The organism is Pleionea sediminis (genome assembly GCF_007570825.1).
GTDB lineage: Bacteria > Pseudomonadota > Gammaproteobacteria > Enterobacterales > Kangiellaceae > Pleionea > Pleionea sediminis.
On record NZ_SUNB01000002.1, the window covers coordinates 560497 to 586353 of the forward strand.

22 protein-coding genes are annotated in these 25857 nt (G+C 41.2%); 4 read left to right on the forward strand and 18 right to left on the reverse strand.

From position 1 onward, the window contains the following. Positions 1-5: 5 nt before the first annotated feature. Positions 6-1025 (reverse strand): tRNA dihydrouridine(20/20a) synthase DusA, encoded by a 1020-nt coding sequence (gene dusA / locus FAX86_RS12400; RefSeq protein ID WP_144393726.1) that lies wholly within the window; start codon positions 1023-1025, stop codon positions 6-8. A 126-nt stretch (positions 1026-1151) separates the two neighbouring features. On the opposite strand from dusA, the gene FAX86_RS12405 reads away from it, so the two are divergent. Together FAX86_RS12405 and FAX86_RS12410 are read left to right on the forward strand one after the other, a co-directional pair. After that, complete coding sequence (locus tag FAX86_RS12405; protein WP_144393727.1) at positions 1152-1724, forward strand: response regulator; 573 nt, start codon at positions 1152-1154, stop codon at positions 1722-1724. A 51-nt stretch (positions 1725-1775) separates the two neighbouring features. Further along, positions 1776-2177: a DUF3718 domain-containing protein gene (locus FAX86_RS12410; RefSeq protein ID WP_144393728.1), complete on the forward strand. Its 402-nt coding sequence runs from the start codon at positions 1776-1778 to the stop codon at positions 2175-2177. A gap of 69 nt (positions 2178-2246) precedes the next feature. On the opposite strand, the gene FAX86_RS12415 is transcribed toward FAX86_RS12410, so the two are convergent. The 9 genes from FAX86_RS12415 to rpsF all read right to left on the reverse strand — a co-directional run bounded on the left by FAX86_RS12415 (position 2247) and on the right by rpsF (position 12499). Beyond that, positions 2247-4247: a methyl-accepting chemotaxis protein gene (locus FAX86_RS12415; protein WP_144393729.1), complete on the reverse strand. Its 2001-nt coding sequence runs from the start codon at positions 4245-4247 to the stop codon at positions 2247-2249. 265 nt (positions 4248-4512) lie between these two features. Next, positions 4513-7059, reverse strand: a complete 2547-nt coding sequence (locus FAX86_RS12420; RefSeq protein WP_144393730.1) for a TonB-dependent receptor plug domain-containing protein — start codon at positions 7057-7059, stop codon at positions 4513-4515. Positions 7060-7326: 267 nt separating this feature from the next. Beyond that, positions 7327-8217, reverse strand: coding sequence for a protease HtpX (htpX, locus tag FAX86_RS12425; protein WP_144393731.1), 891 nt, complete (start codon positions 8215-8217; stop codon positions 7327-7329). Positions 8218-8320: 103 nt separating this feature from the next. Then, entirely contained in the window at positions 8321-8728 is a 408-nt protein-coding gene (locus FAX86_RS12430; RefSeq protein WP_144393732.1) for a secondary thiamine-phosphate synthase enzyme YjbQ, read from the reverse strand. After that, positions 8725-9804: an alanine racemase gene (gene alr / locus FAX86_RS12435; protein ID WP_144393733.1), complete on the reverse strand. Its 1080-nt coding sequence runs from the start codon at positions 9802-9804 to the stop codon at positions 8725-8727. Before alr ends, FAX86_RS12430 begins: the two co-directional genes overlap by 4 nt. Further along, a complete protein-coding gene (gene dnaB / locus FAX86_RS12440) occupies positions 9804-11180 on the reverse strand; it encodes a replicative DNA helicase (RefSeq protein ID WP_144393734.1) in 1377 nt (458 codons plus the stop codon). The genes alr and dnaB overlap by 1 nt, the downstream gene beginning before the upstream one ends. 180 nt (positions 11181-11360) lie before the next feature. Next, on the reverse strand, positions 11361-11813 hold the full coding sequence (gene rplI / locus FAX86_RS12445) for a 50S ribosomal protein L9 (protein WP_144393735.1): 453 nt from the start codon (positions 11811-11813) through the stop codon (positions 11361-11363). Positions 11814-11847: 34 nt separating this feature from the next. Further along, positions 11848-12075 (reverse strand): 30S ribosomal protein S18, encoded by a 228-nt coding sequence (gene rpsR, locus FAX86_RS12450; protein ID WP_144393736.1) that lies wholly within the window; start codon positions 12073-12075, stop codon positions 11848-11850. Between the two features lie 16 nt (positions 12076-12091). Then, positions 12092-12499 carry a 30S ribosomal protein S6 gene (gene rpsF / locus FAX86_RS12455; protein WP_144393737.1) on the reverse strand — a complete coding sequence of 136 codons (408 nt, stop codon included), beginning with the start codon at positions 12497-12499 and terminating at the stop codon, positions 12092-12094. A 270-nt stretch (positions 12500-12769) separates the two neighbouring features. Between rpsF and FAX86_RS12460 the strand changes: the two genes are divergently transcribed. After that, positions 12770-13207 carry a hypothetical protein gene (locus FAX86_RS12460; protein ID WP_144393738.1) on the forward strand — a complete coding sequence of 146 codons (438 nt, stop codon included), beginning with the start codon at positions 12770-12772 and terminating at the stop codon, positions 13205-13207. A gap of 53 nt (positions 13208-13260) precedes the next feature. Here the strand turns inward: FAX86_RS12460 and FAX86_RS12465 are convergent, their stop codons facing one another. The 3 genes from FAX86_RS12465 to rnr form a co-directional block, all read right to left on the reverse strand. Continuing rightward, positions 13261-17445 carry a hypothetical protein gene (locus tag FAX86_RS12465; RefSeq protein WP_144393739.1) on the reverse strand — a complete coding sequence of 1395 codons (4185 nt, stop codon included), beginning with the start codon at positions 17443-17445 and terminating at the stop codon, positions 13261-13263. A 50-nt stretch (positions 17446-17495) separates the two neighbouring features. Next, on the reverse strand, positions 17496-18242 hold the full coding sequence (rlmB, locus tag FAX86_RS12470; protein ID WP_144393740.1) for a 23S rRNA (guanosine(2251)-2'-O)-methyltransferase RlmB: 747 nt from the start codon (positions 18240-18242) through the stop codon (positions 17496-17498). Positions 18243-18305: 63 nt separating this feature from the next. Continuing rightward, the gene (gene rnr, locus FAX86_RS12475) at positions 18306-20738 is read right to left on the reverse strand and encodes a ribonuclease R (RefSeq protein WP_144393741.1); all 2433 of its coding nucleotides are present in this window, start codon (positions 20736-20738) and stop codon (positions 18306-18308) included. A 600-nt stretch (positions 20739-21338) separates the two neighbouring features. On the opposite strand from rnr, the gene FAX86_RS12480 reads away from it, so the two are divergent. Continuing rightward, positions 21339-21602 (forward strand): acyl carrier protein, encoded by a 264-nt coding sequence (locus tag FAX86_RS12480; RefSeq protein ID WP_144393742.1) that lies wholly within the window; start codon positions 21339-21341, stop codon positions 21600-21602. On the opposite strand, the gene FAX86_RS12485 is transcribed toward FAX86_RS12480, so the two are convergent. From FAX86_RS12485 to FAX86_RS12505, 5 genes are all read right to left on the reverse strand, one after another. Next, positions 21599-22828, reverse strand: coding sequence for a beta-ketoacyl-ACP synthase (locus tag FAX86_RS12485; RefSeq protein WP_144393743.1), 1230 nt, complete (start codon positions 22826-22828; stop codon positions 21599-21601). The genes FAX86_RS12480 and FAX86_RS12485 overlap by 4 nt on opposite strands. Beyond that, the gene (locus FAX86_RS12490) at positions 22825-23556 is read right to left on the reverse strand and encodes a 3-ketoacyl-ACP reductase FabG2 (RefSeq protein ID WP_144393744.1); all 732 of its coding nucleotides are present in this window, start codon (positions 23554-23556) and stop codon (positions 22825-22827) included. Before FAX86_RS12490 ends, FAX86_RS12485 begins: the two co-directional genes overlap by 4 nt. A gap of 2 nt (positions 23557-23558) precedes the next feature. Beyond that, positions 23559-24029 carry a hotdog family protein gene (locus tag FAX86_RS12495; RefSeq protein WP_144393745.1) on the reverse strand — a complete coding sequence of 157 codons (471 nt, stop codon included), beginning with the start codon at positions 24027-24029 and terminating at the stop codon, positions 23559-23561. Between the two features lie 67 nt (positions 24030-24096). Next, positions 24097-25290 carry a beta-ketoacyl-[acyl-carrier-protein] synthase family protein gene (locus FAX86_RS12500; RefSeq protein ID WP_144393746.1) on the reverse strand — a complete coding sequence of 398 codons (1194 nt, stop codon included), beginning with the start codon at positions 25288-25290 and terminating at the stop codon, positions 24097-24099. A gap of 2 nt (positions 25291-25292) precedes the next feature. Continuing rightward, positions 25293-25805, reverse strand: a complete 513-nt coding sequence (locus tag FAX86_RS12505) for a DUF3261 domain-containing protein (RefSeq protein ID WP_205859191.1) — start codon at positions 25803-25805, stop codon at positions 25293-25295. Positions 25806-25857: the final 52 nt, after the last annotated feature.

Below are 25857 nucleotides of genomic sequence, written 5' to 3' on the forward strand. Positions count from 1 at the left end.
AATTCTTACACTGCAACTTCTTTGGTTCTTATTGCATCAAGAGCCGATCGTACAACATCGCTTCCGGCTCCCGGTTGCGTCGCATGTTCACTTAAGTAACGGCGCCATAGCCGTCCGCCAGGTTGGGAATAAAATAACCCTAAAATATGGCGAGTTATGTGGTTAAGTTTCCCGCCCTTTTCAAGGTGCCGGTCAATGTAATCAATCATAGACATCGCCACCTCTTCTCTTGAACCAGGGTGAGTAGAATCACCATAAAATAATCGATCAACCGAGGCCAATAGATAAGGATTTTGGTAAGCCTCTCGTCCAATCATAACGCCATCGACATAATTCAAATGTTCCTGACTTTGCTCAAGGGAAGTAATGCCACCATTGATAATAATTTCCAGATGAGGAAAATCACGCTTTATCGCATAAACACGATCATAATGGAGCGGTGGAATTTCGCGATTTTGCTTCGGACTAAGCCCCGATAGCCAGGCTTTTCTAGCATGAATGATAAATGTTTGGCAGCCAGCATCAGAGACTTGTTGAATAAATGAACTGAGATGTTCGTAAGAATCAAGCTCATCGACACCGGTTCGACATTTAACAGTTACTGGCACGGAGACCGAATTAATCATCGCTTTAACGCACGAAGCGACCAGCTCAGGCTCAGCCATTAGACAAGCCCCTATTTTACCTCGCTGAACTCGATCTGATGGGCATCCTACATTTAAATTAATTTCATCATAGCCATAAGATTCCGAGACCTCAGCTGCTTGGGCAAGCTCTTGAGGATCACCGCCACCTAACTGAACAGCCACTGGATGTTCACAGTCGTTGTATCCCAACAACTTTTCACGATCACCGTGAATAACAGCGCCCGTAGTAACCATTTCCGTGTACAGCAATGTATGTTGAGTAATTTGACGCAAGAAATAACGATCGTGACGATCCGTCCAATCCATCATTGGTGCCACACAGACCCTTCTTTTAAAATCCTTTGCTGAAATATTTGAATTAACTGACACTTTGCTCATTCAGACCTCTATTCACCATGTGCCGCATTATAATCGTAACGCAACTAACTTGCGACTCAGTCGAATCACAACAGCGTTGCTCAGTTCGCCGATAGAGCTGAAAAACTCTCAGAGCGTGGAGTAAGCATGTTTAAGCTCCCATATTGGGTTTCTAACATTCTGTTTTATATAAGTATTTCAATTAAAAATGGACATAAGCACCGAAAGATATCTATTGAACTTGGCTATTTTTGTACTAGATTTAAAATAGATACATTAACTACTCATATTATGCAGCAAGATTTCTTTCGAATAGTGATTCTCCAAAAAGAAGCTTCCAGTATTGAAAAACTGGAGAAGATTTTTGGTCGCAAAGAATTCGAAGTCACCAGCTTCAGAGATCAGCGCAAACTCATTCAGCATATTCGAATGCAGCCAGCTCCCAATGTCTTTATTACCGATTTAGAATTAAGCGAAGGTGATGCGTTCGAACTTCTTGGGCGAATAAGAAAAGATGCACGTTGGAAAGCCGTGCCTATTTTAGTTCTTGCGAAAGATTTATCTGAGGAGGAAATTCAGGCGCTACAACAATTAAAAGTTAACAGTTATATGACCAAACCTTTTAAAGTCGCCACATTATTTTCTGATACATTACGCTTAATGGGTCTGGAAGTAGTCACAAAAAAACGCCCTGTAAAACGCGTAAAAGCCGGAAGCTAACCGAACAACTCTGTTATGTTTCATTGAGTAGTACTTTTAGGAATAAACATAATGAAAATATTTATCACTTTTACTTGCACACTTAGTTTACTGGTATTAACGCCAACGACAACTCAAGCAGATGATAGACTATTAAGACTCGCTATCAGTTTATGCGACTTTGCCAAAACCGATGACCGCACTTCCATGCGTCGCAAATTAAGAGCAGCAGGAATGCGACTTCGAGCCATTTACCCAGCAATAAAATGTGGCGATGATGGAAGTTTACTGCGTGTAGCTACGATCAATAATGCAATGTCTGCAGCAAAATTTTTGGCCTCAAAAGCAGGATCCGATGCCATTACAGCCCCAGGGCATGATGGCAAAACAATTGTGCAATGGGCAGAGGAACTTGTTGCTGCCGGAGACGAATCGAAAAAACCCTTTCTCGAACTATTCAAAAGTGAAATGTAGCTAACAACCTTTTTCGCTTCTTCAGAGCCGATTCTTATTGGGTCCTATATATCCGTTCAATAAGTTAAATTATAACCTGAACTGGGAGACCATCTGTTTTAATTCCGCCGCCAAACGGGCCAGCTGCTGACTTGCTGATAAGCTTTCTCTCGATCCTTGTGCGTTTTGTTCAGCTAAGCTTGAAATGGTTGTAATATTTTCATGCATTTCATTTGTGACTGCACTTTGCTCTTCCGCTGAACTGGCAATGTGAGTACTCATGTCATTAATAACACCGACAGCTCGAGTAATTGATTCGAGAGCTTGTCCTGCTTTGGCCGTTTGATCAACACTCACTCTTGCTTCATCTTGGCTTTTTTCCATAACGCTCACCGCATCTTTGGTCCCCGTTTGTAACTGCTCAATCATTCCTTGAATTTCAGATGTAGACTCCTGAGTTTTACTTGCAAGCGTTCTTACCTCATCAGCAACCACAGCAAATCCTCTGCCTTGCTCTCCAGCTCGTGCAGCTTCTATCGCTGCATTTAATGCTAACAAATTTGTTTGATCGGCAATTCCTCGAATAACGTCTAAAACAGAGCCAATGTTCTCGCTGTATTCATTTAATTTATTAATCACCGACGATGCACTTTCTATTTCACCTGCCAGATTATTAATCGTTTGAATGTTTTGACGAACAATACTCTGACCATTTTGTGTTTCCGAATTTGCCCCTTGCACTTCTTGCAATGTGCTGTTGGCACTATTTGCAACTTCATTAACAGTCGCAGTCATTTCTGCCATTGCTGTCGCGACTAATTCGGTTTGCTCACGCTGCGAACTAATCGATTCATCACTTTGCCGAGCAATCGCTTCCGTTTCCTCAGCACTGGCAGCAAGTTGTTCAGAGCTACTCGCGATATTTCCAAGAATTTCTCGTAACTTCTCTACTAAGTCATTCACACTATCTGCAACTGAACCAATTTCGTCATCTCTGTCGACATTAATTTTTCGAGTGAGGTCGCCCTCTGCAACATTGCTAATAACATCAACCACTTCTTTCAATGGTTTTCGAATGCTGGCAATAACCCAAATAGAAATGAATATTGCCGCTACAATAGCTGCCGCGGCGCAAATAATTATTAGCCACTGACTACTATTAACCTGAAAAATAGCACTTTCTTTTGTATCATCCGCAAAAGCTTTCACTTGATTAACGGACTTACGCAATTCTTTAATGGTATTGTCTAAAGTATTTCCGGCTGCAATTAATTGATTAAGAGAGCCTTGCTGAGAGTTTATTTGATTAACATAAAGTGTTAAAACACCATTATTGCCCGTTGAAAGAGCTTCAAATTTATTTAAAGCGCTTCCTATTTCGGAGTAATAGTCGGAGTTGCTCGCTGAGGTTGCCGCCAAATTGTCGTAATCACTTTTTGCCGAAGCAACAATTGCGTTCAAATCCTTTCGTACAATATTGATGGTTTCGATACTTTCTAAGTTCAAAGCGTCAGTCGCACCAATCGTTCCCTCACGAATAAGATTACCAATATTTCGAACTGCTTGAACAACGCTTTGCTCAGAAACTTCTTCACTCAAGTCATAAATCAGACTATCGAGTTCGTCAGCAGTATCTTCAAAATTCATTCGTTGATCTGAAATTTGCTTTTGGAGTTGCAATGCAGCTCGATGAGTGCCAAAAATTTCAGGAACGACATTAAAGTATTTTTCTGCTCCCTTCTCATTCTGCTTAAATTGCGCCAATAAATCGGGTTGCGACGCTGCAAGCTCAAACATTTCTTTCCTTAAATTCACATATCGCGAAACTAAGGTTTGATACTTTGTCTCTATAGGGTTCAATGCTTCAAAATTTAATTCTTTTTGATGCTCATTAACTAAAGAGTGTGCTTCGAGTAATGTCGAGATAAGCTCACCACTCGTTCTCAACATAGGAGTCGCCTCATCAACGACTCGCTGCAAGCTTCCGTTAATACTGTGAACACTAGTGAAACTTATACCTGCCGTGAGTAGAAGCAGTACGACCAAAACTCCAAAGCCACCTGCGATACGGGCTGAAACAGTCAAATTCATAGAGCGATTCCAAGATTATTACTTCTAGACATGCTTTAAGCCGAACAAGCCATTACTAAGAGAAAATACTCAGATTGAGCTTAGTTCAAATTTTAAATTCCTGCTAAAACATACATGTATTCTATATCGGCTCTATATTTTACGAATTGAGATTAATTTAAACCAAAATCTAGATTTTTACTTTAACCGCCTGATTTTTAAAGTCTTTTTCCTTGCAGAAATAAAAAAGGCCCGAAATGGGCCTTTTTTAACTTTAACGTATGAATTAGAAAGAATAACCCGCTCGAAGGTAATAGAAGCCTCCATTAAATCCAAAGGGAGAAGTAACCGGGTATTTAGCCCCAGCAACCCCTTGATGTGGGTTTTCATCTGGATATTCATCAAACAAGTTTTGAGCTCCAAACACGAGATTTAGGCTATCAGTGACATCGTAACCTAACTCAAGGTCGACGGTAGCCGAACGAGACACTTCAATCGGTAATGAACCCGCATCTAAGTGTGCTTCGTAATAACCCGAGTAATGATTGACTCGAACTGTCGTACGCCAATCACCTTGTTTGTGATTCATTGATAGAGTAGCTCGGATATCAGGTAAGTTTTCCTCTAACTGCCGAACACGAGTTTCGCTGATATTATCAGGATTAAACTCATCAACTTGAGTGTCTGTCCAGTTATAAACAAGTCCAAAGTCAGTTTCCCCACCCCACATTTCCATTGAATAGTTTGCCACTAAATCAATGCCTTGAGTGGTGGTATCAAAATCATTGGTGAAGAAACGTAAACTGCTTAAGCTCGACGCTCCCTCGTAGTCTATCGATTCCAAGAAAGCTCTATCTGCATCAGAAAGCGCCTGAGTTGAGCTTAGAGTAATACGGTCTTCCATTTTGATGTTGTAGTAATCGATGGTAATGAATAAATCATCAAACTCGATTACAGAACCAATCGAGAAGTTTACTGCTTCTTCTGCCTCAAGAGGCTCAGCACCTTTCAAAATTGAACCAGGATCCGTTGGTGGCAATGTAGCCTGATCTTGCAACTCACCATTCTCAAAAGCTGTTGTTACATTACGAACACGCGATTGGCCAACCGTTGGAGCACGAAAGCCTGTACTTCCTGCTGCACGAAAAGCAACGTTATCCGTCGTTTGCCAACGAGCCGATAATTTGAAATTCGTAGTCGTACCAAAGTCATCGTAATCTTCATGACGAACAGCAGCAGTCAATAAAAAGTCTGGAGAAAGATCAAATTCACCGTCAACATAAACCGCAATATTTCCACGATCCCAAGAGCCGGCATCCGTATCTTTAAATCCAGGAAAACCATTAGAGCCAATACCAAAACCTTGCTCAGCTAAGTTTGGATTAAACTCATAAGACTCTGGGTTACCTGCAGTGATCGTAAATTCAGAATTTCGACTCTCGAAACCTGCTGCGATTACACCGTTATTAATTGGATAAGTAATACCTGCAAACAATCCTGTTTCTTCTTGCGTATAAGCGCCGGGTGCAAAAGCAGTGGGCGTATCTTCACCTAATGCAGCGTTCACCGTATTTTTGATCGCAAATTCAGCTTCGTTTTTACCATAGGTATAACTGACATCGTAAGTCATGCCAGAATCCGTCTCGCCTTTGTATCCAATGGCAAGAGATTGATCACTCACTGTTCCACCAAAGCGAGGCGTAAAACCACCAGGAAAACGAGAATAGTGTGTAAAACAGTTAGGATCAGCTTCGATTGCAGCTAGCTGAGTAGGATCGGGAAACTGATTACCATTGATATCGGTAATGATGTCAATTGATGTGAATGGACACGCGGTATTATCTGCATTGTTTGGATCACCAACTAATAATGTATCGCCATCATCATTAGAGAAAACACCAGGACGAGTGTGTGGATTACGGAAAAAGAAACCACCTTCAATTTCTCGCTCTGCCCAGTTACCAAAGAAATACAAAGAACGTTGGTTATCAAGATCGATACCACTGTTAAAAAAGAATTTTAAATCGTCTTTAACTTCTGGAGATCCCCAAATCTGCGCCGGGTCAGCAACATTGTCATTGCCCCAGGAAATCAAATCGGCAGCATCATCACGTTGAACAGAACGATCAGTAGGATCGGCCTGCTTATACTCCATACTTAAATTCAAAAATCCACGCTCTGTTAGCTCCATACCAACATTACCTGACAACTGAAGTGACGTACCATCACCTTCGTAAAATTGACCAGTTTGCGCTTCAAAATATCCGCCTGAGGACGAATCATTTAATACAAAGTTCATAACACCAGCAACAGCATCTGAACCGTATTGTGCAGCAGCACCATCACGTAACACTTCAATTTGTTTTAATGCCACGCTTGGAATTACAGAAATATCGGGTCCTTGAGAACCGTCAGAAATACCACCGCCCAAGAATGCAATAACAGAAGCACGATGACGGCGCTTACCGTTAACTAAAATTAATGTACTGTCAGGCGATAAGCCTCTTAAGTTTGCTGGTCGAACTAGCGTTGCAGCATCACTGATTGGCTGTGCATTAACATTGTAAGAAGGAACCGAAACACTCAACATTGAGTTCATATCGGTAATTCCCTGACTTTCAAATTCATCTCCAGAAATAATGTCAACAGGAACGGCCGACTCACCAACCGAACGTGGTGCGGCACGTGATCCAACAACAACAACTTTTACTTCTGCTTTTTCATCTTCATTTTCGTCTTCTGCAGAAAAGACAGGAACTGTAAGCGCGGCAGCAATTGCTAACGCTGTTGCTTTAACCCCGAATTTACGCGTTAAGGAACGGTGGTTCGTCATAGATAGTACTCCCAAGTTTCTCGTTTTTATCTTTGGAAGCCATACAACATTGATTGGCTTAAATACTTAATCTCGTTGGTTGTGCGAGAAAGGAAACAAATTTAACGAATTTTTTCTAATACGAATAGCGGCAGGGCAATTAAATACTCAATCTATACAGCAATGAGATTTTTTATAACTTTTTGTAAAACTTTGACATAGCTTTAAATATTTATCTGAGATTTTTAACTCACTTTAATGAAAAGGTTCGCAATATTTTCTATAAGCTTATCGATTTTGTAATTGCTCTAAATAATTAATTCGCTCATCTAAAGAAGGATGTGATGCGAAAAGAGCAGCTAATTTTGAACTGCCAGACGTAATACCAAATACTATAACTTTGTCGGGTAGTTGATTAGGAAGTTTCGATTCAACTCTCAATCGCGCAAGCGCAGAAATCATTCCGTTATAACTACCTAAACGAGCACCAACAACATCGGCACGAAATTCTCTCCGCCGACTAAACCAAGCTACGATTGCTGCCGCTAATACTCCTAAAATAATTTCGGAAATAAAAGTAACAAAATAAAAACCAACGCCATGGCCTTGCTCAGATTTAAAAACCATTCGATCAACATAATGCCCAATAAGTCGTGCCATAAACATAACAAAAGTATTCAACACCCCTTGAAGCAACGCCAGCGTTACCATGTCACCATTAACGATATGTCCAATTTCATGCGCAACAATGGCTCTAATTTCATCTTGATTGAATCGGTTAAGCACTCCTTCACTCACGCCAATCAGTGCACTATTCCGACTCCTTCCCGTTGCAAATGCATTAGCCTGCTGAACGGGGATAATTGCTATTTCAGGCGTCGCTATACCTGCTTTTCTCGCAGTTTGCGCCACCATTTGACAAAGCAATTGTTCAGCCCTATTTGCTGGTTGTTGAATCACTTTTGCACCGGTTATTCGTTTTGCGGTCCATTTCGATAAACAGAGTGAAAGCAATGCTCCCGACATTCCAAACACAAAACAAAATAGTAGCAGGGACAGTAAATCAAGATTGATGCCATTACGCTGAAAATAAGATTCCACGCCCAATAAGCTGAGAGTAATACTAGCGACAAAAACAATCGCCAAATTGGTCAGAAAAAATAAACCGATACGCATCATCGAGAGTGAGCCTTGTAAATCTATCGGACAACCCCGAAAAAGTTCGACAAACCATTTAATCGAACCTCTTCCAATAATAGACCTTCAGGGGGGATTTAGCGCTCTATCCAGATACGTTTACCACGATTTTTCTACGCTGCGACTGATGTCGATGTTCCCAAAGAAACAGCCCCTGCCAAGTACCTAACACTAACTCACCATTGATTGCAGGAATGGACAGTGAAGTGGCAGTAAGCGCTGACTTGATGTGCGCCGGCATATCATCAGCCCCTTCAAAAGTATGCGTGTAGAGAGGATCATTTTCAGGCACCAGCCGATTCAACCAACTTTCCAAATCTCTTTGCGCCGAAGGATCGGCATTTTCCTGAATGACTAAACTACAAGAAGTATGGCAGATAAAGACGGTACATAGTCCGTCTTTTATCCCAGATTGTTGAATCACGGTTTTCACTCGCTGAGTGATTTCTATCATTCCTTGACCGGAGGTCTCCACATAAATAACCTGATTCATGATTCATCACTCCAGCGAAATTTAGCCCGCGAAGTAACTCCACAAAGTAACGTATAGGGAATCGTGTCGGAATGACGTGCAACGATTTCAACAGGAAGCTCTTTTCCCCATAAAACCACCCGCTCACCGGGCTTTTCGGTCGCATCAGCTCCCAAATCAACCGCAATCATATCCATTGATACGCGTCCTGCCAAAGGTACAATTCGGCCATTAATCCAAACCGGAGTACCATTTTCAGCATGTCTCGGATAGCCATCTCCGTAGCCAATCGCAACAATCCCTAACATGGTGTCTTCATCTGCCGTCCACTGCGCGCCATATCCTGCTGTATGTCCTTTTTCTATCTTTTTCGTTGCGATTAATTGTGATTCTAAATTCATTGCAGGTATCAATTGATGGTGGGCTCCAGCCTGCCCGCTTAACGGCGAACAACCATAAAGCATAATTCCTGGTCGAACCCAGTCAAAATGGCTTTCCGGCCAGGCCAACACGCCAGCAGAATTGGCTGCGGTCCGTTCACCCTTAATACCTTTGTTTAATTGATGGAAAAGTTTGAGCTGATCATTGGTCTTATCACTGGTTACATCATCTGCACAGGCAAAATGAGTCATTAGCCTAATGTTTGCGACATTTTTCATATCACTCAGGTGCTTGTAAGCCGCCGAATACTCTTCGGGTGTGAAACCCAAACGATTCATATCTGAATCTAACTTTAACCATACTGAGTGAGCGTATTGGGAAGCAGAGTCTTCAAGCCAGACTAATTGACGTTGGCTGTGAATAACCATTTCAAGATTATATCGCTCTACCAGTTCTAATTCAGATGCCTCAAAGATTCCCTCGAGCAAAACAATAGGTTGCGTAATTTCGCCTTCTCGCAATTGAATTGCCTCTTCAAGACAAGCAACCGCGAAGCTATCGGCTTCTGTTAACTGCTTCGCGACTTTAACAATACCATGCCCATATCCGTCGGCTTTAACGACCGCCATAATTTTAGACTTAGGAGCCATTTGCCGAATCATCGACAAATTATGCCCAAGAGCATTAAGACTGATTATCGCTTGAGTCGGGCGCATTAGAATTGATCGTCGTATTCGTGCGCTAAGTTAGCGAAACGATTGTAATGCCCCTGGAATGCCAAATGAACCGTTCCAATAGGACCATTCCGCTGCTTACCAATAATGACTTCGGCTTTACCTTTGTTATCCTCAGAGTCTTTGTTATAAACCTCGTCGCGATAAACAAACATGATAATGTCCGCATCTTGTTCGATCGCCCCTGACTCACGTAAGTCTGACATTACCGGACGCCGATCAGACCGCTGTTCCAATGACCGATTTAACTGGGAAAGCGCTATTACTGGGACTTTTAATTCTTTAGCTAATGCTTTCAACGACCGTGATATTTCCGAAATCTCTAACGTCCGATTATCGGATAAACCTGGCACTTGCATAAGCTGCAAATAATCGACAACTATCAATCCGATATCACCATGCTCTCGAGCTACCCGACGTGAACGAGAACGAACATCAGAAGGTGATAAGCCAGGTGAATCATCGATAAACATTTTGCAGTTATTTTTCAAAATATTCGTCGCCACCATTAAATTATCCCAATCTCTGTCTTCGAGATGACCGGTACGTAAACGAGTAGCATCAACACCACCAATCGAAGCAAAAGAACGCATCAAAAGCTGATTCGCAGGCATCTCCATACTAAACACCAACACAGGCTTTCCACTGTGAATAGAGGCATGTTCAGCAATATTCATGGCAAAGGTTGTTTTACCCATTGCAGGTCGCCCTGCAACAATCAGCAAATCAGTCTCTTGCAATCCATTAGTTTTCTTATCGAGATCAGAAAAGCCCGTCGACAGTCCGGTAATTCCACCTTTAGAATCGACAGCACTTTGAATTCTGTCGAGTGTATCTTGTAAAAAGGTCGAAGCAATTTTTAATCCTGCATCATTACTTTCACGTTTTTCTGCGATTTTAAAAACTTTCGACTCAGCAGCATCTAGGAGCTCATCGGTCTTTCTTCCTTCTGGATAATAAGCGCTATCGGCAATTTCATTAGAAACGGAAATTAGCTCTCTCAATACAGCCCTTTCGCGAACAATAGCGGCATAAGCTTCAATATTAGAAGCGCTGGGCGTATTTTTTGCCAGCTCCCCAAGATACGCTAACCCTCCAACATTATCCGCTTCGCCTTCTCTCTCAAGGAATTCATGCAAAGTGATAACATCCATTGGCTGAGTATTCTCTGCCAGATAGTAAATCGCCCTAAAAATGGAACGATGCTGCTTGGTGTAAAAGTCGTCAGCGACAAGCTTGTCGCTAATCTTCTCCCAAGCATCATTATCCAACATCAAACCACCCAAGACAGACTGTTCTGCTTCAATAGAATGAGGTGGCATTTTCAATTTAGAGGTTGCGGGATCTCGTTCAGCCATAGGTTACGGTTTCTTCCAAATGTTAAGCTTTTACCCAAGTTATTGTATCGGATTTGGCTCTCGAAAAAAGCCATATTTTAAGTTCACCCAAGACAATTATTTATTTTTGAGAGTACAGAAAACAAAAAAGGCCGCCAAACTGGCAGCCTTTTTCGACATACAATCTAAAAGCGACGTAAATTAAGCTTCTTCAGCTACAACGTTCACTTTAATAGTTGCGACAACATCACTGTGCAACTGAACTTCGTACTCGTACTCGCCGGTGTTACGAATCGCACCGTGAGGCATACGAACTTCTGCTTTCTCTAGCTCAACACCTTGAGCTGTCGCAGCATCAGCGATGTCTTTGGTTCCAATAGAACCGAATAATTTGCCTTCATCACCGGCATTCGCTGGAATGGTTAACGTTAAACCGTTAAGTTTTTCAGCGCGTGCTTCTGCAGCAGCCAATATTTCAGCCGCTTGCTTCTCAAGCTCAGCTCGGCGAGCTTCAAATTCAGCAATATTTTCTTTCGTTGCCGCTACTGCTTTGCCATGTGGCATTAAGAAGTTACGGCCATAACCTGCTGCAACAGTAACTTTGTCACCTAAATTGCCCAGGTTGCGGATTTTTTCCAACAGAATGACTTCCATCAGTCTTTCCTCTCTTTAATCTGACAACAATGACTTACTTATGTGAGTCGCTATACGGCAACAAAGCCAAGAAACGAGCACGTTTTACAGCTCGAGCTAACTGACGCTGATATTTAGAACTTGTTCCTGTGATACGGCTAGGAACAATTTTACCAGTTTCAGTGATGTAGCTTTTTAGCGTTGCCAGATCTTTGTAATCGATCTCAGTAACGTTTTCTGCAGTGAAACGGCAGAACTTACGACGACGGAAAAAACGAGACATTTTCTACTCCTCCTAATTATTCAGCTGTCGCTTCTTCTTTTTTCTCTGATTCAGAATCAGAGTCAGAAGAGCTAGCTTTTTCTTTTGATGCAGACGATTTGTCACTGTCGTCTTTCGCTAAAGGAGAACCTTCAGTAATTGCATCTTTGCGACGAATGGTTAAGTGACGTAGAACAGCATCATTGAAACGGAAAATGTTTTCGATTTCTTCAATCGCAGAGAAATCACACTCAACGTTCATTAGAACGTAATGCGCTTTGTGGACATTTTCGATAGCGTAAGCAAGTTGACGACGACCCCAGTCTTCTAAACGATGGACCGTGCCTTCAGCTTCTTTAACGATATTGGTGTATTTTTCGATCATGGCAGGAACTTGATCACTTTGATCAGGATGCACCATGAATACGATTTCGTAGTGATTCATTCATCTCTCCTTTTGGATTCCAGCCATTCCGCAGGACCGGGCGGACCAGGGTAATGACAAGGAGTAAACCAAATTGTTGAACTTCTGCCAAAGCCCATTGACCCGGCAAAACGAGCGCGAATTATACGCACCCATCGAGCAAATCGCAACGCAGATTCCTTCCTGAGAGCCAATTTTGGACAAATAACTGGCTATTTTTCAAATAAATCCTAATGAAAGAACTATTCGAGCAGGGGATTGATACTATAATGGAGTGAGTGGAGGCAAGTTTTGAGCTACGTCATCTCTTTTAATGAAGCATTGTTTCGCGTCGAAGTGATTCATACCGGCGATCTCGCTTTAACCGTTCTGTCGCAATCAATTCCAACGGTTAAAGAAATTTGTCAGGCGAGACACTGTTGGAAAATATTGTCGGATATTCGAAACGCGAATTATTTGATATCCGACAGCGACGAATTTGCCATTGCTCAACACCTCACTGAAGCATATCCCGAAAACACAACCTTTGTTATTCTTCATACAGAGAATCAAATATCAATTGAACGCTCCAGACTTCTACGTCAAACCTCCGCTCTGAGAGGTATCTGTCTCTTCTTTACCAGTGATGAACACGAAGTAAATAGCTTGTTGTCTGAAAATCCTTCACTACATCAAGGACTTAGTAAAAGTTCATTATCAACGATAACTCCAACAAACAATCTGAAGTAGGACGACAATTTCCGCCCTACTCACAATCATAGATAAATGGCTATAACTTCCTATTATTTTGATTCGTCAGGTTCAGATTTCAGCGTATTTTCAGTATCGGACTCTGACGGCTTGCTTGATATCGAGTCTCCACTCGAGCTCTTATCCGTTGACTCATTTTTGCGTTTACGTGGGATCGGCTTCCAAAATTCACCACGACTCATTGTCGTCCAACCCCAGCGCGCCCATTTTACAATGGCAAAAGCCAACCACAGCGCCCAAGCCAGCATGAATAATTTGTAAACCCACAAAGGCAATGAATAAACCGATATTTCGGGAGTTTGTTGACTGGACAAATCGTCATACCACATCAACAAATTGCCATTCGATAAATTTCCAGCAATTCCCATATCAGGTCGACTCAGCAACGATACAGGAACACTTGCAATCAGAGCCATTAAAGTAATCACCGAAAACCCGACTAAAGCGATCTGAATTATGTTGTGCAACCAAGGTTTGTATTGCATTCGGTATTTATTATTTACCGCCAATACAATAAACCACACAGTGATCATCACCAATAATCCCCAGCTTTGGGTACTGAGCCCCAATCCCAGAATTAACCAACTACTAGCAGGAATGGGAAACATCTGCGTTCGCCACACAATCGCAGCCAAAAGAAGAAAGGCCAGTAATTCTCCCCAATAAATAATTGCCGGTCCAATTACCGGTCCTTGCGTCCAAATGACCCAACGATCACGAGGGACTGTCCATTTAACACTAATGTTACTCATCGGCGCGTTTAAATCGACCTGAGGTAAAACAGTTTTAAATCCTAACTCTTTCGTTTCTCGCCAGTTAAAATCTAACTGATGTTCTCCAGGACTCATGGTGTAATTGATTAGTCCATCCTGAATTTGCAGGTATTCCTTTCTGCCATCAACAATCGCATTCAATTGTTCACCATTACCAACATTAATAACACTTTGTCCGCCACGACTGGAACGATACTTAGCTTTCATTTCGACATTGCGTTGATAATCGCCTGGAGATACCGATATCACCACTTCATCAAAAGATTGCACATTACCTTTTACAGGTTCAGGTTTACTAATATCAATATCAAGCGCTTCTCCCTTCAATGGCAAATACCGAAATGCCCAGTTAACATTATCTATTTGTTTTGGCCACACTTCTGGCACATTACCCGACACAGACACTCGCCACTGATGTGAAAATTGAATGATCCACTCTTCAACAAAAGAATTTATCTCTGACGCTTTTAGCTTGATGGGAGATTCTGGCTTTAATGTTGAACGCCATGAAACCGAGTGTCTCTCTGATGGAATAAGAATTTTCGCCTGGTTATCTTTCACTATAACACCCGAAGAAATTACTTCCTCAAAAGACAATAGTGGAATACTTAAATTTAAATCACCTTTCAACGGAGCAATCCGACTAACACGAGTTACCATACGCCAATCGGAACCTAACTGAATTTCTCGTTCTACTTTAACCATAGGCTCAATCGACAAGGCTCGCTCAACCTGATTGGCGTTTGTAGACTCTGTATCTTCAACAGAGCGCGCTAATGCAGAAGCCCTCTTGCTAAAACCTATTTCGTTAGACTTCAAATTGTTATTGATAAGACCTTCAAGCTCCCAAACATCCGATAAATTTTGAACATTATGTGGTACTAATGGAAAAGCCAAATTAAATTGAGTCGCGCCACTTAAAACACCCCGCAACTCAACTTTAAATCGCCCTTTATTTATCTTAATCCAACGGTAGCCATTTTTAAAAACCATCCAGTTTTGAGCACGACCATCAATCAATACCGATTGCACCGTCCAATGTTCCGATTGAGGAATTGGGAAGACGGTTTCATCAAACGCATCAACCTGCAACTCTAATGAAAGGTTTTCAATTCCATTTTTTTCACTACTGATTATGCGCATTCCAGAAATAGTGACACACTCAGGAAAACATTCAGGAGGTTGATGGAGCCATTGCTTCAATTCCGTTAATACTTTCTCACTGGGCACTTCAGCTTGTGCCTCAGGCGAAGTTATTGGAACACAGCAAACAATAACTACTGCTCCAAGCAACTGTTTTACATATTGCATGGATAATTTTTTCTTTATACTTAATGAGACAGCCATCAATACAACCGCAAGCAATCCCAAAATAGCCGCAACTCGCCACAACACCATGAGCCAGGGAGAAGCAATCCATAGTTGAACTTCTTGCTCCTGACTCACAGGGGAGTTCCACGACAGATTATATTTTTGCCATTCCCAAGCCGGCTTTCCACTTCCCATTTGAATGACGGTATTCTTTTGATAGCGTTCAAGAGACGGCTTTATGCGACTTCCTTTGACTGCAACTCGTTGATCTTGCATTTTTTCCTTCTCAAACATCTGAGTTTCCATAGCTGGTTCAGACATCATCATTGCATTATCCGCTGGTCCCGATAAAGAATAAATGCGCGACGAATTACTTTTTAATGGCGATGTTTTTTCCAACTGAGGATGAAGAATAATTTTTACTTGATGAACAAAAAACAGTCCAAAAGAAACCGCAAAGACTAATCCCGATAAAACTAGTGCCGACCGTGTTAACTTTGGAAGCCACCCATTAGCTAATAAAGCAGCACGGTGCAAAACAAACGCAATCAATAAACTTGAAAAACTAGCAATAGGAGCTCCTGTTTCGTGGAAAATTAAAACAAGCGTTACCAATGTCACAGCCGCCATTTTTAGTGTAGTAAATCGATAAGCAATAACAGAAATCAGTAACACCCAAAAAATATTCCAAAGTGTCCATTGCTCAATCCAGCTACTGCTCGACTCTGAGCCTTGAGCAGCGATAAGTCGATGAGCCGGCGGCAAATTAATTCGCCAGTTGACTGAGTCGAAACGATCACTCCAGCCAGTTACTAACATCGAATTGATAGGTTCAATTATTCCCATTGCAGAAATATTCAAATTAGGGTTTCTTACCTCAATACCGGTTTTATTATTATTTGCCGTCGTAATTAATAAAGACTCTTCATTTTCTTGTGCATGCTCGAGTAGGTATGGCTCTTCCATTTCCAGTCGCCAATCTTTTCTCATTCGGCCAGAAATATGATCATCAAAAATCCACATTTGACCATTAAAGCTTAACCATACATTTCGGTTAAGTGTCATTTGATTATTCGTATCTTCGGGAACACCGCGAACTTTTTCTTCAATTGTGGCTTTTTCTCCTTTTTCATACAGAAAACTAGGATACTCTCTCCACTCAAAAGGTAAGTCAGCTGACTCGGCGTCAATAACGGGCAAGTCAATTAATGTTGCTACTCGAATTTCTGGATTATTTTTAAAAGCCCAGACTTCTTGCTCAGGCCATACAGATTTCGTGTTATTAGGCGTTGTGAGAGAAGTCACATGTGGTAAGGCATAAGCATGAAGTTTTAAAACCCAGCTGCCTGGCTTAGCTTGAATGATCAGTTCACGCTTTTCATTTAAAAAGGCTGGTAAGCCGGAATCAATTCCGATGGGCTGAAATTCATCAATTAAAACCGGCCCTAAGTTTATTTCACGAATTGTTCCCGATATATCCAAGTTTAACCGAGTCGTCAAAAAGATAGGATGGTCATCTTTAACTAATCGAAACACCTTAACCTGCAAAGTATTTTCTGACTTTAATGCAATATTATTTCCCGATGAAAAACCTTGTCCCAGCAAGACATAATTTTTTTCATAATTTGGCGAATGTACTTTAGTGCCATTAACCGTTAAGTCCAGGTTACCGACAACTTCTGGTATATAAAATTTTTCTGGTTGCTGATCCCACTTATAATACCCCTGAATTTTAGCCGCACCTTCTTTCAAGAACACATAAGGATGACCATTACGCTTTTGAACCAAAACTCGCTTACCATTGGCCATGACCATAACAGGCCATGTCTGCTGGTCTCCCGGTAATGGAATCCAACTGTCTTTGTATACTCTCCAGTTTTGCTCAATCTCCGCCCGCGTACGACTGACTTTAAACTCTAAAGTCGCCGGCCAAATACAAGCTCGATCAGATTCGCTAAGAACTTGCCCTCCGTTAAACATCGGGCAATCAATAAAATCTAAGTGCTTATTAACCCAGGGCACCCAAGGCTTTAACTCTGTAGGAATGCTTTTATTTGTATCGCTTGCCGAAAATACGGTTAGCGATTGAATCATAAATGCAAAAATCACAAGAATCTTGAGCAAACCATTCATCAAAGCACTCCCTCTGAGTTATCATTTACTTTTATTATCGATCACTTAATCTATGATTGTTCGAGTTGTCTTACCATTTCAAAAAGACAAACTCCGGTTGCCACAGAAACATTTAAACTTGATACTTTGCCAAACATGGGAATTTTAACCAGCTCATCACAATGTTCTCTTGTCAGGCGACGCAATCCTTTACCCTCAGCTCCCATTACCAAAGCCATGGAGCCTTTAAACTTTGACTGATAGATATTTTGTTCAGCTTCACCTGCAGTTCCAATTATCCAAACTCCCAAATCTTGTAACGACTTAATTGCACGAACGAGGTTAGTGACTGCATAAAAAGGAACCGTTTCCGCTGCACCGCAAGCTACTTTTCTCACAGTCGCATTTAAACCAACCGATTTGTCTTTAGGAACAACAACAGCATCAACACCTGCTGCATCAGCGGTTCGCATACAAGCCCCCAAGTTATGAGGATCAGTAACTGCATCTAGAATTAGCAATAATACAGGACCCGCTTTATTTTCTACCAAATCATAAAGGTCGTTTTCAGACTGGACCATTGCGCCTGTATTAGCAATTTCAGCAATAATTCCTTGATGATTTTCATCGGTCATCTTATCCAGTTTTTGCTTATCCCACCGAACCACAGGAATACGGTGTTTTGATGCCAAACTAATTAACTTTAATGTCTTCCCATCTTGACGATTCGCTTGAACATATAATTTTTTTATTTGGTCAACACTCTTCTTTAATAATAGTTCGACAGAGTGAATTCCATATACAATGTTATCAGACATACTTTTTCAGGCTTCCTAAACTTACAATTCGATTTTTCTTTATTTTTAACTAAAAAAATTTATTTACTGTTTCTTTTTCTTTGAAGTGCTTTTCTTCGTTTTAGACCTTGATGGTTTGGCTTTATCAGACTTTTTATTATTTGTTTTCTTTCTGCCTTTTTTATTATTGCTATCTTTCTTGTAAGAGCCGTCTTTTTTTCCTTTTCCACTTTTTCCTTTAGAGTCTTTACCCTTTCCGCTCACCTTTTGTTTGGCTCGAGCGTAGAGCTTCTCTCTCTCACTTAACGGCTTCACTTTTTTAGACTGCTTCGAAGATATTAGTTCAAAGTCTATTTTTCGATCCTCTAAATCAACACTAGAGACTTCTATTCGAACAGAGTCGCCCAAACGATAACTGACACCCGAAGCCTCACCAACTAACCGTTGTTTACCGGCCTGATAATGAAAGTAATCTTGCCCAAGCGAAGAAATGTGCACTAACCCATCAATATGAAACTCAGGAATTCTGACAAACATTCCAAAACTGGTTATTGCGACAACCTCACCGTCGTACTGATGACCGATATGGCTCGACATAAACTCACACTTCAGCCAGTCAACCACTTCTCTGGTTGCCATGTCTGCATTACGCTCCGTTGCAGAACACGTCTCTCCGGCTTGCACCAAAGCTTCATGGCTATAAGATTCGGCACCAGAATAAGATAGTTTTTTATCCGATTTTTTAAGGTGATTTTTAATTAGCCGGTGAACAATTAAGTCAGGATATCTCCGTATCGGGGAGGTAAAGTGAGTGTAAGCATTAAATGCTAAACCAAAATGACCTTCATTATCGGGAGTGTACACCGCTTGATTCATTGACCTAAGTAACATCACTTGAATCTGCTCAGCATCGGGTCTCTCAGACGCCGCTTTTAAAACCTCAGAGTAATCTTTAGGTTCCGGAGAATCGCCACCAAAAAGAAAAATTCCCATTTCCGATAAATACGAGCGAAGATCTTCAAGTTTTTTCTCTGTTGGCCCTTCATGTACACGGAACATTCCCGGCGTTTTATGCTTCAAGAAATAACGAGCAGCCGCAATATTCGCGCAAATCATACATTCTTCAATAATACGATGCGCATCGTTTCTAACTACCGGTACCACACGATCAATTTTTCTATCTTCATTAAACACTATTTGAGTTTCTGTTGTTTCAAACTCTATTGCTCCGCGTTTCTGTCGTTCTTTCGCTCGTACTTTATAGAGATCGTAAAGCTCCTCTAAGTGTGGAACTAATTCTGCGTATTCGGCTCGGAGAGATTCATCACCATTTAATATCGACCACACTTTATTATAGGTTAACCGAGCTTTGGAGTGCATTACTGCCGGATAAAATTTGTAGCCACTCAACTTTCCTTTTTCACTGATTGTGGCCTCGCAAACCATACACAAACGGTCAACGTGAGGATTGAGCGAACATAATCCATTCGATATTTGTTCGGGCAACATCGGAACGACATATTCTGGAAAATAAACGGAGTTACCTCGCTGTTTACCTTCATTATCCAGGGCACTCCCCGTTTGCACATAATGGGAAACATCAGCAATCGCTACCCAAAGTCGCCATCCGCCACTGTCTTTCCACTCGCAATACACCGCATCATCAAAATCGCGGGCATCTTCTCCATCGATGGTAACTAACGGCAAATGCCTTAAATCAACTCGGTTTCGTTTGTCCTTTTCCGCAACTTCGGGAGAGAGATGTTGTATTTCATTGAGTACATCGTCTGGCCAATCGCGACGAATACCATAATTATGGATTGCGACTTCAATTTCCATTCCAGGCGCCAAATACTCACCAAGCACCTGAACAACAGCTCCAACTGGCTGAGATTTATCTGAAGGTCGAGTGGTAATTCGCGCAACAACCACCTGCCCTTGCTCGGCACCGGCGGACATGCCAGGTTGAATTAAAATATCTTGCGCAAATCGTTGATCGTTGGGCTTTACAAAACTCACGCCGCTCTCTTCAAAATAGCGCCCAACAATTTGAATAGGATCTTCCGACTCTAGTATTTCGACGATTTTAGCTTCAACTCGACCACGGCTATCATAGCCTTTAGAGCGGCACACAACCCGCTCACCATGAAAGACTTTGCGCATTTCGCGTGGCGAGACAAACCAGTCATCACCTCCTGAATCGGGGGTAAAAAAGCCAAACCCATCCTTATGGGCTAAAATTTTTCCTTTCGTAAGATCCAACTTATCGATTGGCGCATAAGCACCTTTTCGATTTCGAAGAACCTGGCCATCTCGCTCCATCGCCTTTAACCGTCGACTCAATGCAACAAGGTCATTTTCTTCAACTAGACCGAGACCTTCCATAATCTCCGGGAAACGCGCAGGGCCTGTGTGCTGCTTTAAAAAATCGAGAATAAACTCCCGACTGGGTATAGGATTTTCATATTTTGAAGATTCACGCTTAAAATGCGGATCATCTGTGATGTTTTTTGCCATTATTATTCCATTTTTATTAACTACACTCAGTGTAACCAATATTCAAGTAACAGATATAGTTTATGTTACGCTTTTTGACGACTTATTCTCTATTTCCATTCTCAACCACACAAATACCAAGCCCGACGACGACCCCAATCTAAGCCATTGAGCTTTAACCTATTTCATCGAAAAAGAAATCCTGACAAATATGAATAAGCAATGTGTGATTTGAGAGCGACCCAGCGCATCAATAAGTAAAATGAACGATGCATGTCTCTCGGCGGACATCGACAGGGAAATTCAATCAAGTTAATAAAAGAGGATTATTTAATTGGATTTACTTCTATAAAAACACTTTTTATTCATGAAAGCACTTATAAATAAGCAACCAACACTCAAAATTGACCAAAAAATATTCTAACGAGATATTAACAAATTGCATTCATTGATATAAAATAGCCACCTCAATTGCCATAGTGTTGTGGATTTAGCTTAGAGGAGCAAATTTAACAATAAATGGCGAGCATTAATTACCCTGCTGAATACACCTTCGTTTTATAGTTATTTCAGTAGCCACTGAATACCGTTAACCCTCTTGTAGTACCAGGTAATATAGTAATGAAGTCTAAATCTGAAATATTCTCGCAGTTGCAGTCAATGTTGAGTGAAGTATTCGAAATCAATCCCAATGAAATTTCAGAAACAAGTGATATCTATCAAGATCTCGATTTAGACAGTATTGATGCCATCGACTTAGCAGTGAGACTGCAAGATTTGTCAGGCACCAAAATTTCACCCTACGAATTTAAATCTGTCGCAACTATCTCAGATATTATCGAATTTATTTTTAAAAATGCTCACTCAAAAACAGCAAGTGTTTAGATTCTTTTAAAAATCAAAGATGTGTTAATACCGCCAAACGCGAAGTTGTTAGACATTACATACTCAGTCTCTTTCAATAATCCCTCTGGATTACAGATGTAGTCCAATTCCCCACATTCAGGATCAATGTTTTTAAGATTCGCGGTAGCAGCGAACCAGTTCCTTTTCATCATCTCAATAGTGAGCCATGCTTCAACGGCTCCGCAAGCTCCTAATGTATGACCGAAATAGCTCTTCAGTGAACTGATTGGCATAGCACTACCGAACAATTGTGACGTTGCACGAGTCTCAGCAACGTCACCGCGATCCGTTGCCGTTCCATGAGCACTAACATAACCGATATCTGACGCAGAAACACCTGCGTCCTTTAATGCCAGCTCCATTGCAACCTTCATCGTATCGGAAGTTGGCTGAGTAATATGCTGTCCATCAGAATTAGTACCAAAGCCGACTATTTCGGCCAGAATATTTGCTCCTCTAGCTTTTGCGTGCTCATAATTTTCTAAAATAAATGAACACGCCCCTTCACCAATAACTAAGCCATCTCTGTCTCGATCAAAAGGCCTGGGAACATTTTGAGGAGAATCATTTTGTGTACTCGTCGCAAACAAAGTGTCAAACACAGCAGCTTGAGTAACGCACAATTCTTCCGCACCACCTGCAACCATCTGAGTCTGTAATCCATGCTTAATCGCTTCGTAGGCGTAACCTATTCCTTGGCTTCCAGATGTACAGGCACTACTCGTTGTAATAACTCTTCCGGTCAATCCAAAAAAAACGCCTATGTTAACGGGTGTCGTGTGGCTCATCATCTCTACATAGGAAGTAGAAGAAAAGCCACGCATGTTGTTATTGGACAGCAAATTTCCAAAGACAGTAATTGGCTGCGTCGAGCCAGATGATGATCCATAAGACACTCCCATACTACCATTCTTAATAGAGGGCTCATCCAATAACCCAGCTTGCTCTAAAGCCCCTTCTGTAGCTCGTGTCGCCATCAATGAAACGCGCCCCATGGAACGCGTTTTCTTTCGAGAGTAATGCTTAGGCTTAATGAAATCAGTAATGGGAGCCGCAAGGCGAGTGTTTAGATCTTCTATTTTGTCCCACTCTTCCATATGTCGAACAGCATTTTGCCCGGTTTTCATTTGAGAAAAAATGTTATCAACATCCGTTCCAAATGCCGTTAAACCAGAAATACCCGTCACCACTACACGATGGTTCATATCATGCCCCCATTCACTGAAATCACTTGACGTGTGATATACCCAGCTACATCAGAAAACAAATAATTAACTAAACTAGCGACCTCTTCTGCAGTTCCCGTTCTTTTTAACGGAATTAATTTCATAGCTTCATTTTTAACTTCATCAGGAAGCATACCCGTTTCAATCAAACCTGGCGCAACACAATTAACAGTAATCTTTCTCTTCGCTAATTCCAATGCGAGAGCTTTGGTAGCGCCAATAATGCCGGCTTTTGAGGCAGAGTAATTCACCTGGCCTCTGTTTCCGGCAATTCCCGATACCGAAGACATAGTGACAATTCTACCGCCACTTCGCAATCGAACCATAGGCATAATCAAGGGGTGCAAAACATTATAAATTCCATCTAAATTAGTATGAATAACTGTATCCCATTCATCATCAGTCATGGCTGGAAAAGCAGTATCTCGAGTAACTCCTGCATTACATACAACGCCATAGAATGCGCCATTAGCCTCAATATGTTTCTCTAAGACTGACTTGCACTCCAAACGATCACTCGCATCAAATTGTAAAATTTTTCCTTTACCACCAGCGGATTCAATATTTGACAAAGTATTCAAAGCACCCTCTTTGTCACTATTGTAATGCACAGTTACTTCGAATGGCTGTTTGGCAAGCTCTTGGGCAATCTCTTGTCCTATTCCTTTACTTGCGCCTGTTACTAATACTCTTCTAAGATCACTCATGATTACAGTTCCGATCTTTTATTTAAAAATTCATTAACATTTTCGGGCGAAAATACGTTTAGGTTCGCGGTAGCGATCACGGTCTCTGATTTTGTCATGGAACACGCAAAAGAACCTAATCCATTGTATTCTTGATACAGTTTATTCACCGTTACTACGTACTCTTGATTTAACTCAAGGTGACTAATATTACTTTGGAATTTTCGAGTCCCAAGTAGAAAGCCCACTCTCACTGGCTTGTTTGCAAGTATTTCCTGAAATCCCGCATAAGCCGCGATTGTCTGAGCCATCATTTCCATGATGACCCAACTTGGTATTCCACGGATATCATCATCATAAAAAAGGTTATCAGATTTTACTTTGATTAATGAGCTAAAATGGTCTTGATCAGCCGAAATCGGTTCATCGATTAAAACCATTGGTGAAGCATGAGGAACTAACTCTTCAATCTTAAAATCAGTAACAGCTACCATAAATTAAATTCTCTACAAATGTGAATCTTAATAAATTCTGACAACAATTCTAACTCCTGTGGCTAATTCAACGACCGATTATCAGGCTAACGTTGCTACCACCAAAAGCGAATGAATTGCTCATAAAAATATTTCTATCCTTTACATCGTAATGCAAATCCTCAGCTAAACGAATTTCAGGCAAGGTACTATCTCTCTTACCAGAATAGATATGAGGAGGTAATTTGTTTTCCTTATTATAATCGGAAAGTGTCAGCCATAATATACACGCCTCAATCGCTCCCGCAGCTCCAAGACAGTGACCGGTCAGTGACTTTGTTGAACTACAAGGCACAGAATCTCCAAATAGACGGTGAACAGCTAGAGATTCCATAGCATCATTTTTAACCGTTGCTGTACCATGTAAATTGACATACTTTATATCTTCCGCACTTAAGTGAGATTTTTCCAACGCATCAAGCATCGCAGCTTCAGCTCCATCACCCGTCGGATCTGGAGCTGACATATGATGAGCATCAGAACTTTCTCCAATCCCAAATAGCAGAATATCTTTTTGATCGGCTTCATTGCATTTTTCAAGCACAAATAGAGCAGCGCCCTCACCTATGGTAATTCCATTTCGACTTTCTCCCATCGGATCACATACATCATCACTCACTGACTCTAAGGAGGAAAAACCATTAATAGTCAAGCGGCAGAGGCTATCTGAGCCACCCACGATAACGGCATCGCAAAGTCCCGAACTCATCAATCTTCGCGCCGCTGCAAAAACTTTTCCACTGGACGAACAAGCAGTTGAAATCGTGTAAGCAACTCCCTCTAATCCTAAAAATTGCTGCAAATATAACGCAGGAGTGCCTATTTCTTGCTGTAAATAGTGATAATCTGAATTAAATTTTCCAGTGTCTTTTTTAACACCTAGAGCATCCTCTCCCTCGAGGATGCCCGATGTACTTGTACCAACAACGACCCCTATTCGCTCTGCCGGGTATCTGCTTTTAATATCCTTTACTGAATCACTTATTTCATCCGCAGCGAAAGTAATTAAGCGATTGTTTCTACAATTATATTGACTCAAGTTCGTAGGCACATCATTGAGAACCTCTAATACTTTCCCTACAGGAACCGAATGATTAGGGAGCCATCCGTACTCCTTTGTAATACCGGGACTCTCTCCCCGAAACAACCTTTCAGCCACTTGGACTTTACCAGCACCGAGAGCACAAATAATTCCAACATCTTTAATGACAATTGATTCCATAATTATTGCTCTAAGGTAGTAATATTAATGATCCAAGAAGTATCGACAGGCTTATATTGTACTGAATTAAGAATGTTATTTTCAAAAGAGTAATTGATTTCAACAGCCAATACATTATGACAATATATTTCACGTCGTTCTCTACGATTATCAACACGACACGCGCTCTTTAATTCATTTTGAACAGCTTGTTCAGGCCAAAAAATCAATTGAAATGCCTCTATAATAGTTCCAGCTGAAACAGGTAGCTCCATCGCTACTCTAGAATTATAGTCAATTTGATTATTTCGTAACTGAATCTCAAATAATGGAATACCCACCTCAGACATGCCTACCATCACCATGCCACTCGAGTTGGCCTCTCCCTGAAATAAAAGTTGGTGTGATTGTTCTCCGCTTACAAAGTTAAGTATGTGACTAAATGAAGGTTCACCTTCATACGTATCCATCGATAACCAACGATTCAAATAAATTTTAGAATTATGATTAACTCCGAAAGTTTGGCACCCTGTCATTAGAGCCCCTATCAACATTAAAAACATGCCGTTTGATAAATATTGATAACAC

Coding starts and splice junctions, on each gene's coding strand:
- alr (WP_144393733.1), bottom strand. CDS start 9,804: ATGCGCCCGACTCAAGCGATAATCAGTCTTAATGCTCTTGGGCATAAT.
- rnr (WP_144393741.1), bottom strand. CDS start 20,738: ATGGCAAAAAACATCACAGATGATCCGCATTTTAAGCGTGAATCTTCA.
- FAX86_RS12480 (WP_144393742.1), top strand. CDS start 21,339: ATGAAGTCTAAATCTGAAATATTCTCGCAGTTGCAGTCAATGTTGAGT.
- htpX (WP_144393731.1), bottom strand. CDS start 8,217: ATGATGCGTATCGGTTTATTTTTTCTGACCAATTTGGCGATTGTTTTT.
- FAX86_RS12405 (WP_144393727.1), top strand. CDS start 1,152: ATGTTTAAGCTCCCATATTGGGTTTCTAACATTCTGTTTTATATAAGT.
- FAX86_RS12415 (WP_144393729.1), bottom strand. CDS start 4,247: ATGAATTTGACTGTTTCAGCCCGTATCGCAGGTGGCTTTGGAGTTTTG.
- rlmB (WP_144393740.1), bottom strand. CDS start 18,242: ATGTCTGATAACATTGTATATGGAATTCACTCTGTCGAACTATTATTA.
- FAX86_RS12500 (WP_144393746.1), bottom strand. CDS start 25,290: ATGGAATCAATTGTCATTAAAGATGTTGGAATTATTTGTGCTCTCGGT.
- dusA (WP_144393726.1), bottom strand. CDS start 1,025: ATGAGCAAAGTGTCAGTTAATTCAAATATTTCAGCAAAGGATTTTAAA.
- FAX86_RS12495 (WP_144393745.1), bottom strand. CDS start 24,029: ATGGTAGCTGTTACTGATTTTAAGATTGAAGAGTTAGTTCCTCATGCT.
- FAX86_RS12410 (WP_144393728.1), top strand. CDS start 1,776: ATGAAAATATTTATCACTTTTACTTGCACACTTAGTTTACTGGTATTA.
- FAX86_RS12420 (WP_144393730.1), bottom strand. CDS start 7,059: ATGACGAACCACCGTTCCTTAACGCGTAAATTCGGGGTTAAAGCAACA.
- FAX86_RS12465 (WP_144393739.1), bottom strand. CDS start 17,445: ATGAATGGTTTGCTCAAGATTCTTGTGATTTTTGCATTTATGATTCAA.
- FAX86_RS12430 (WP_144393732.1), bottom strand. CDS start 8,728: ATGAATCAGGTTATTTATGTGGAGACCTCCGGTCAAGGAATGATAGAA.
- FAX86_RS12505 (WP_205859191.1), bottom strand. CDS start 25,805: ATGACAGGGTGCCAAACTTTCGGAGTTAATCATAATTCTAAAATTTAT.
- dnaB (WP_144393734.1), bottom strand. CDS start 11,180: ATGGCTGAACGAGATCCCGCAACCTCTAAATTGAAAATGCCACCTCAT.
- rpsF (WP_144393737.1), bottom strand. CDS start 12,499: ATGAATCACTACGAAATCGTATTCATGGTGCATCCTGATCAAAGTGAT.
- rplI (WP_144393735.1), bottom strand. CDS start 11,813: ATGGAAGTCATTCTGTTGGAAAAAATCCGCAACCTGGGCAATTTAGGT.
- FAX86_RS12490 (WP_144393744.1), bottom strand. CDS start 23,556: ATGAGTGATCTTAGAAGAGTATTAGTAACAGGCGCAAGTAAAGGAATA.
- FAX86_RS12485 (WP_144393743.1), bottom strand. CDS start 22,828: ATGAACCATCGTGTAGTGGTGACGGGTATTTCTGGTTTAACGGCATTT.
- rpsR (WP_144393736.1), bottom strand. CDS start 12,075: ATGTCTCGTTTTTTCCGTCGTCGTAAGTTCTGCCGTTTCACTGCAGAA.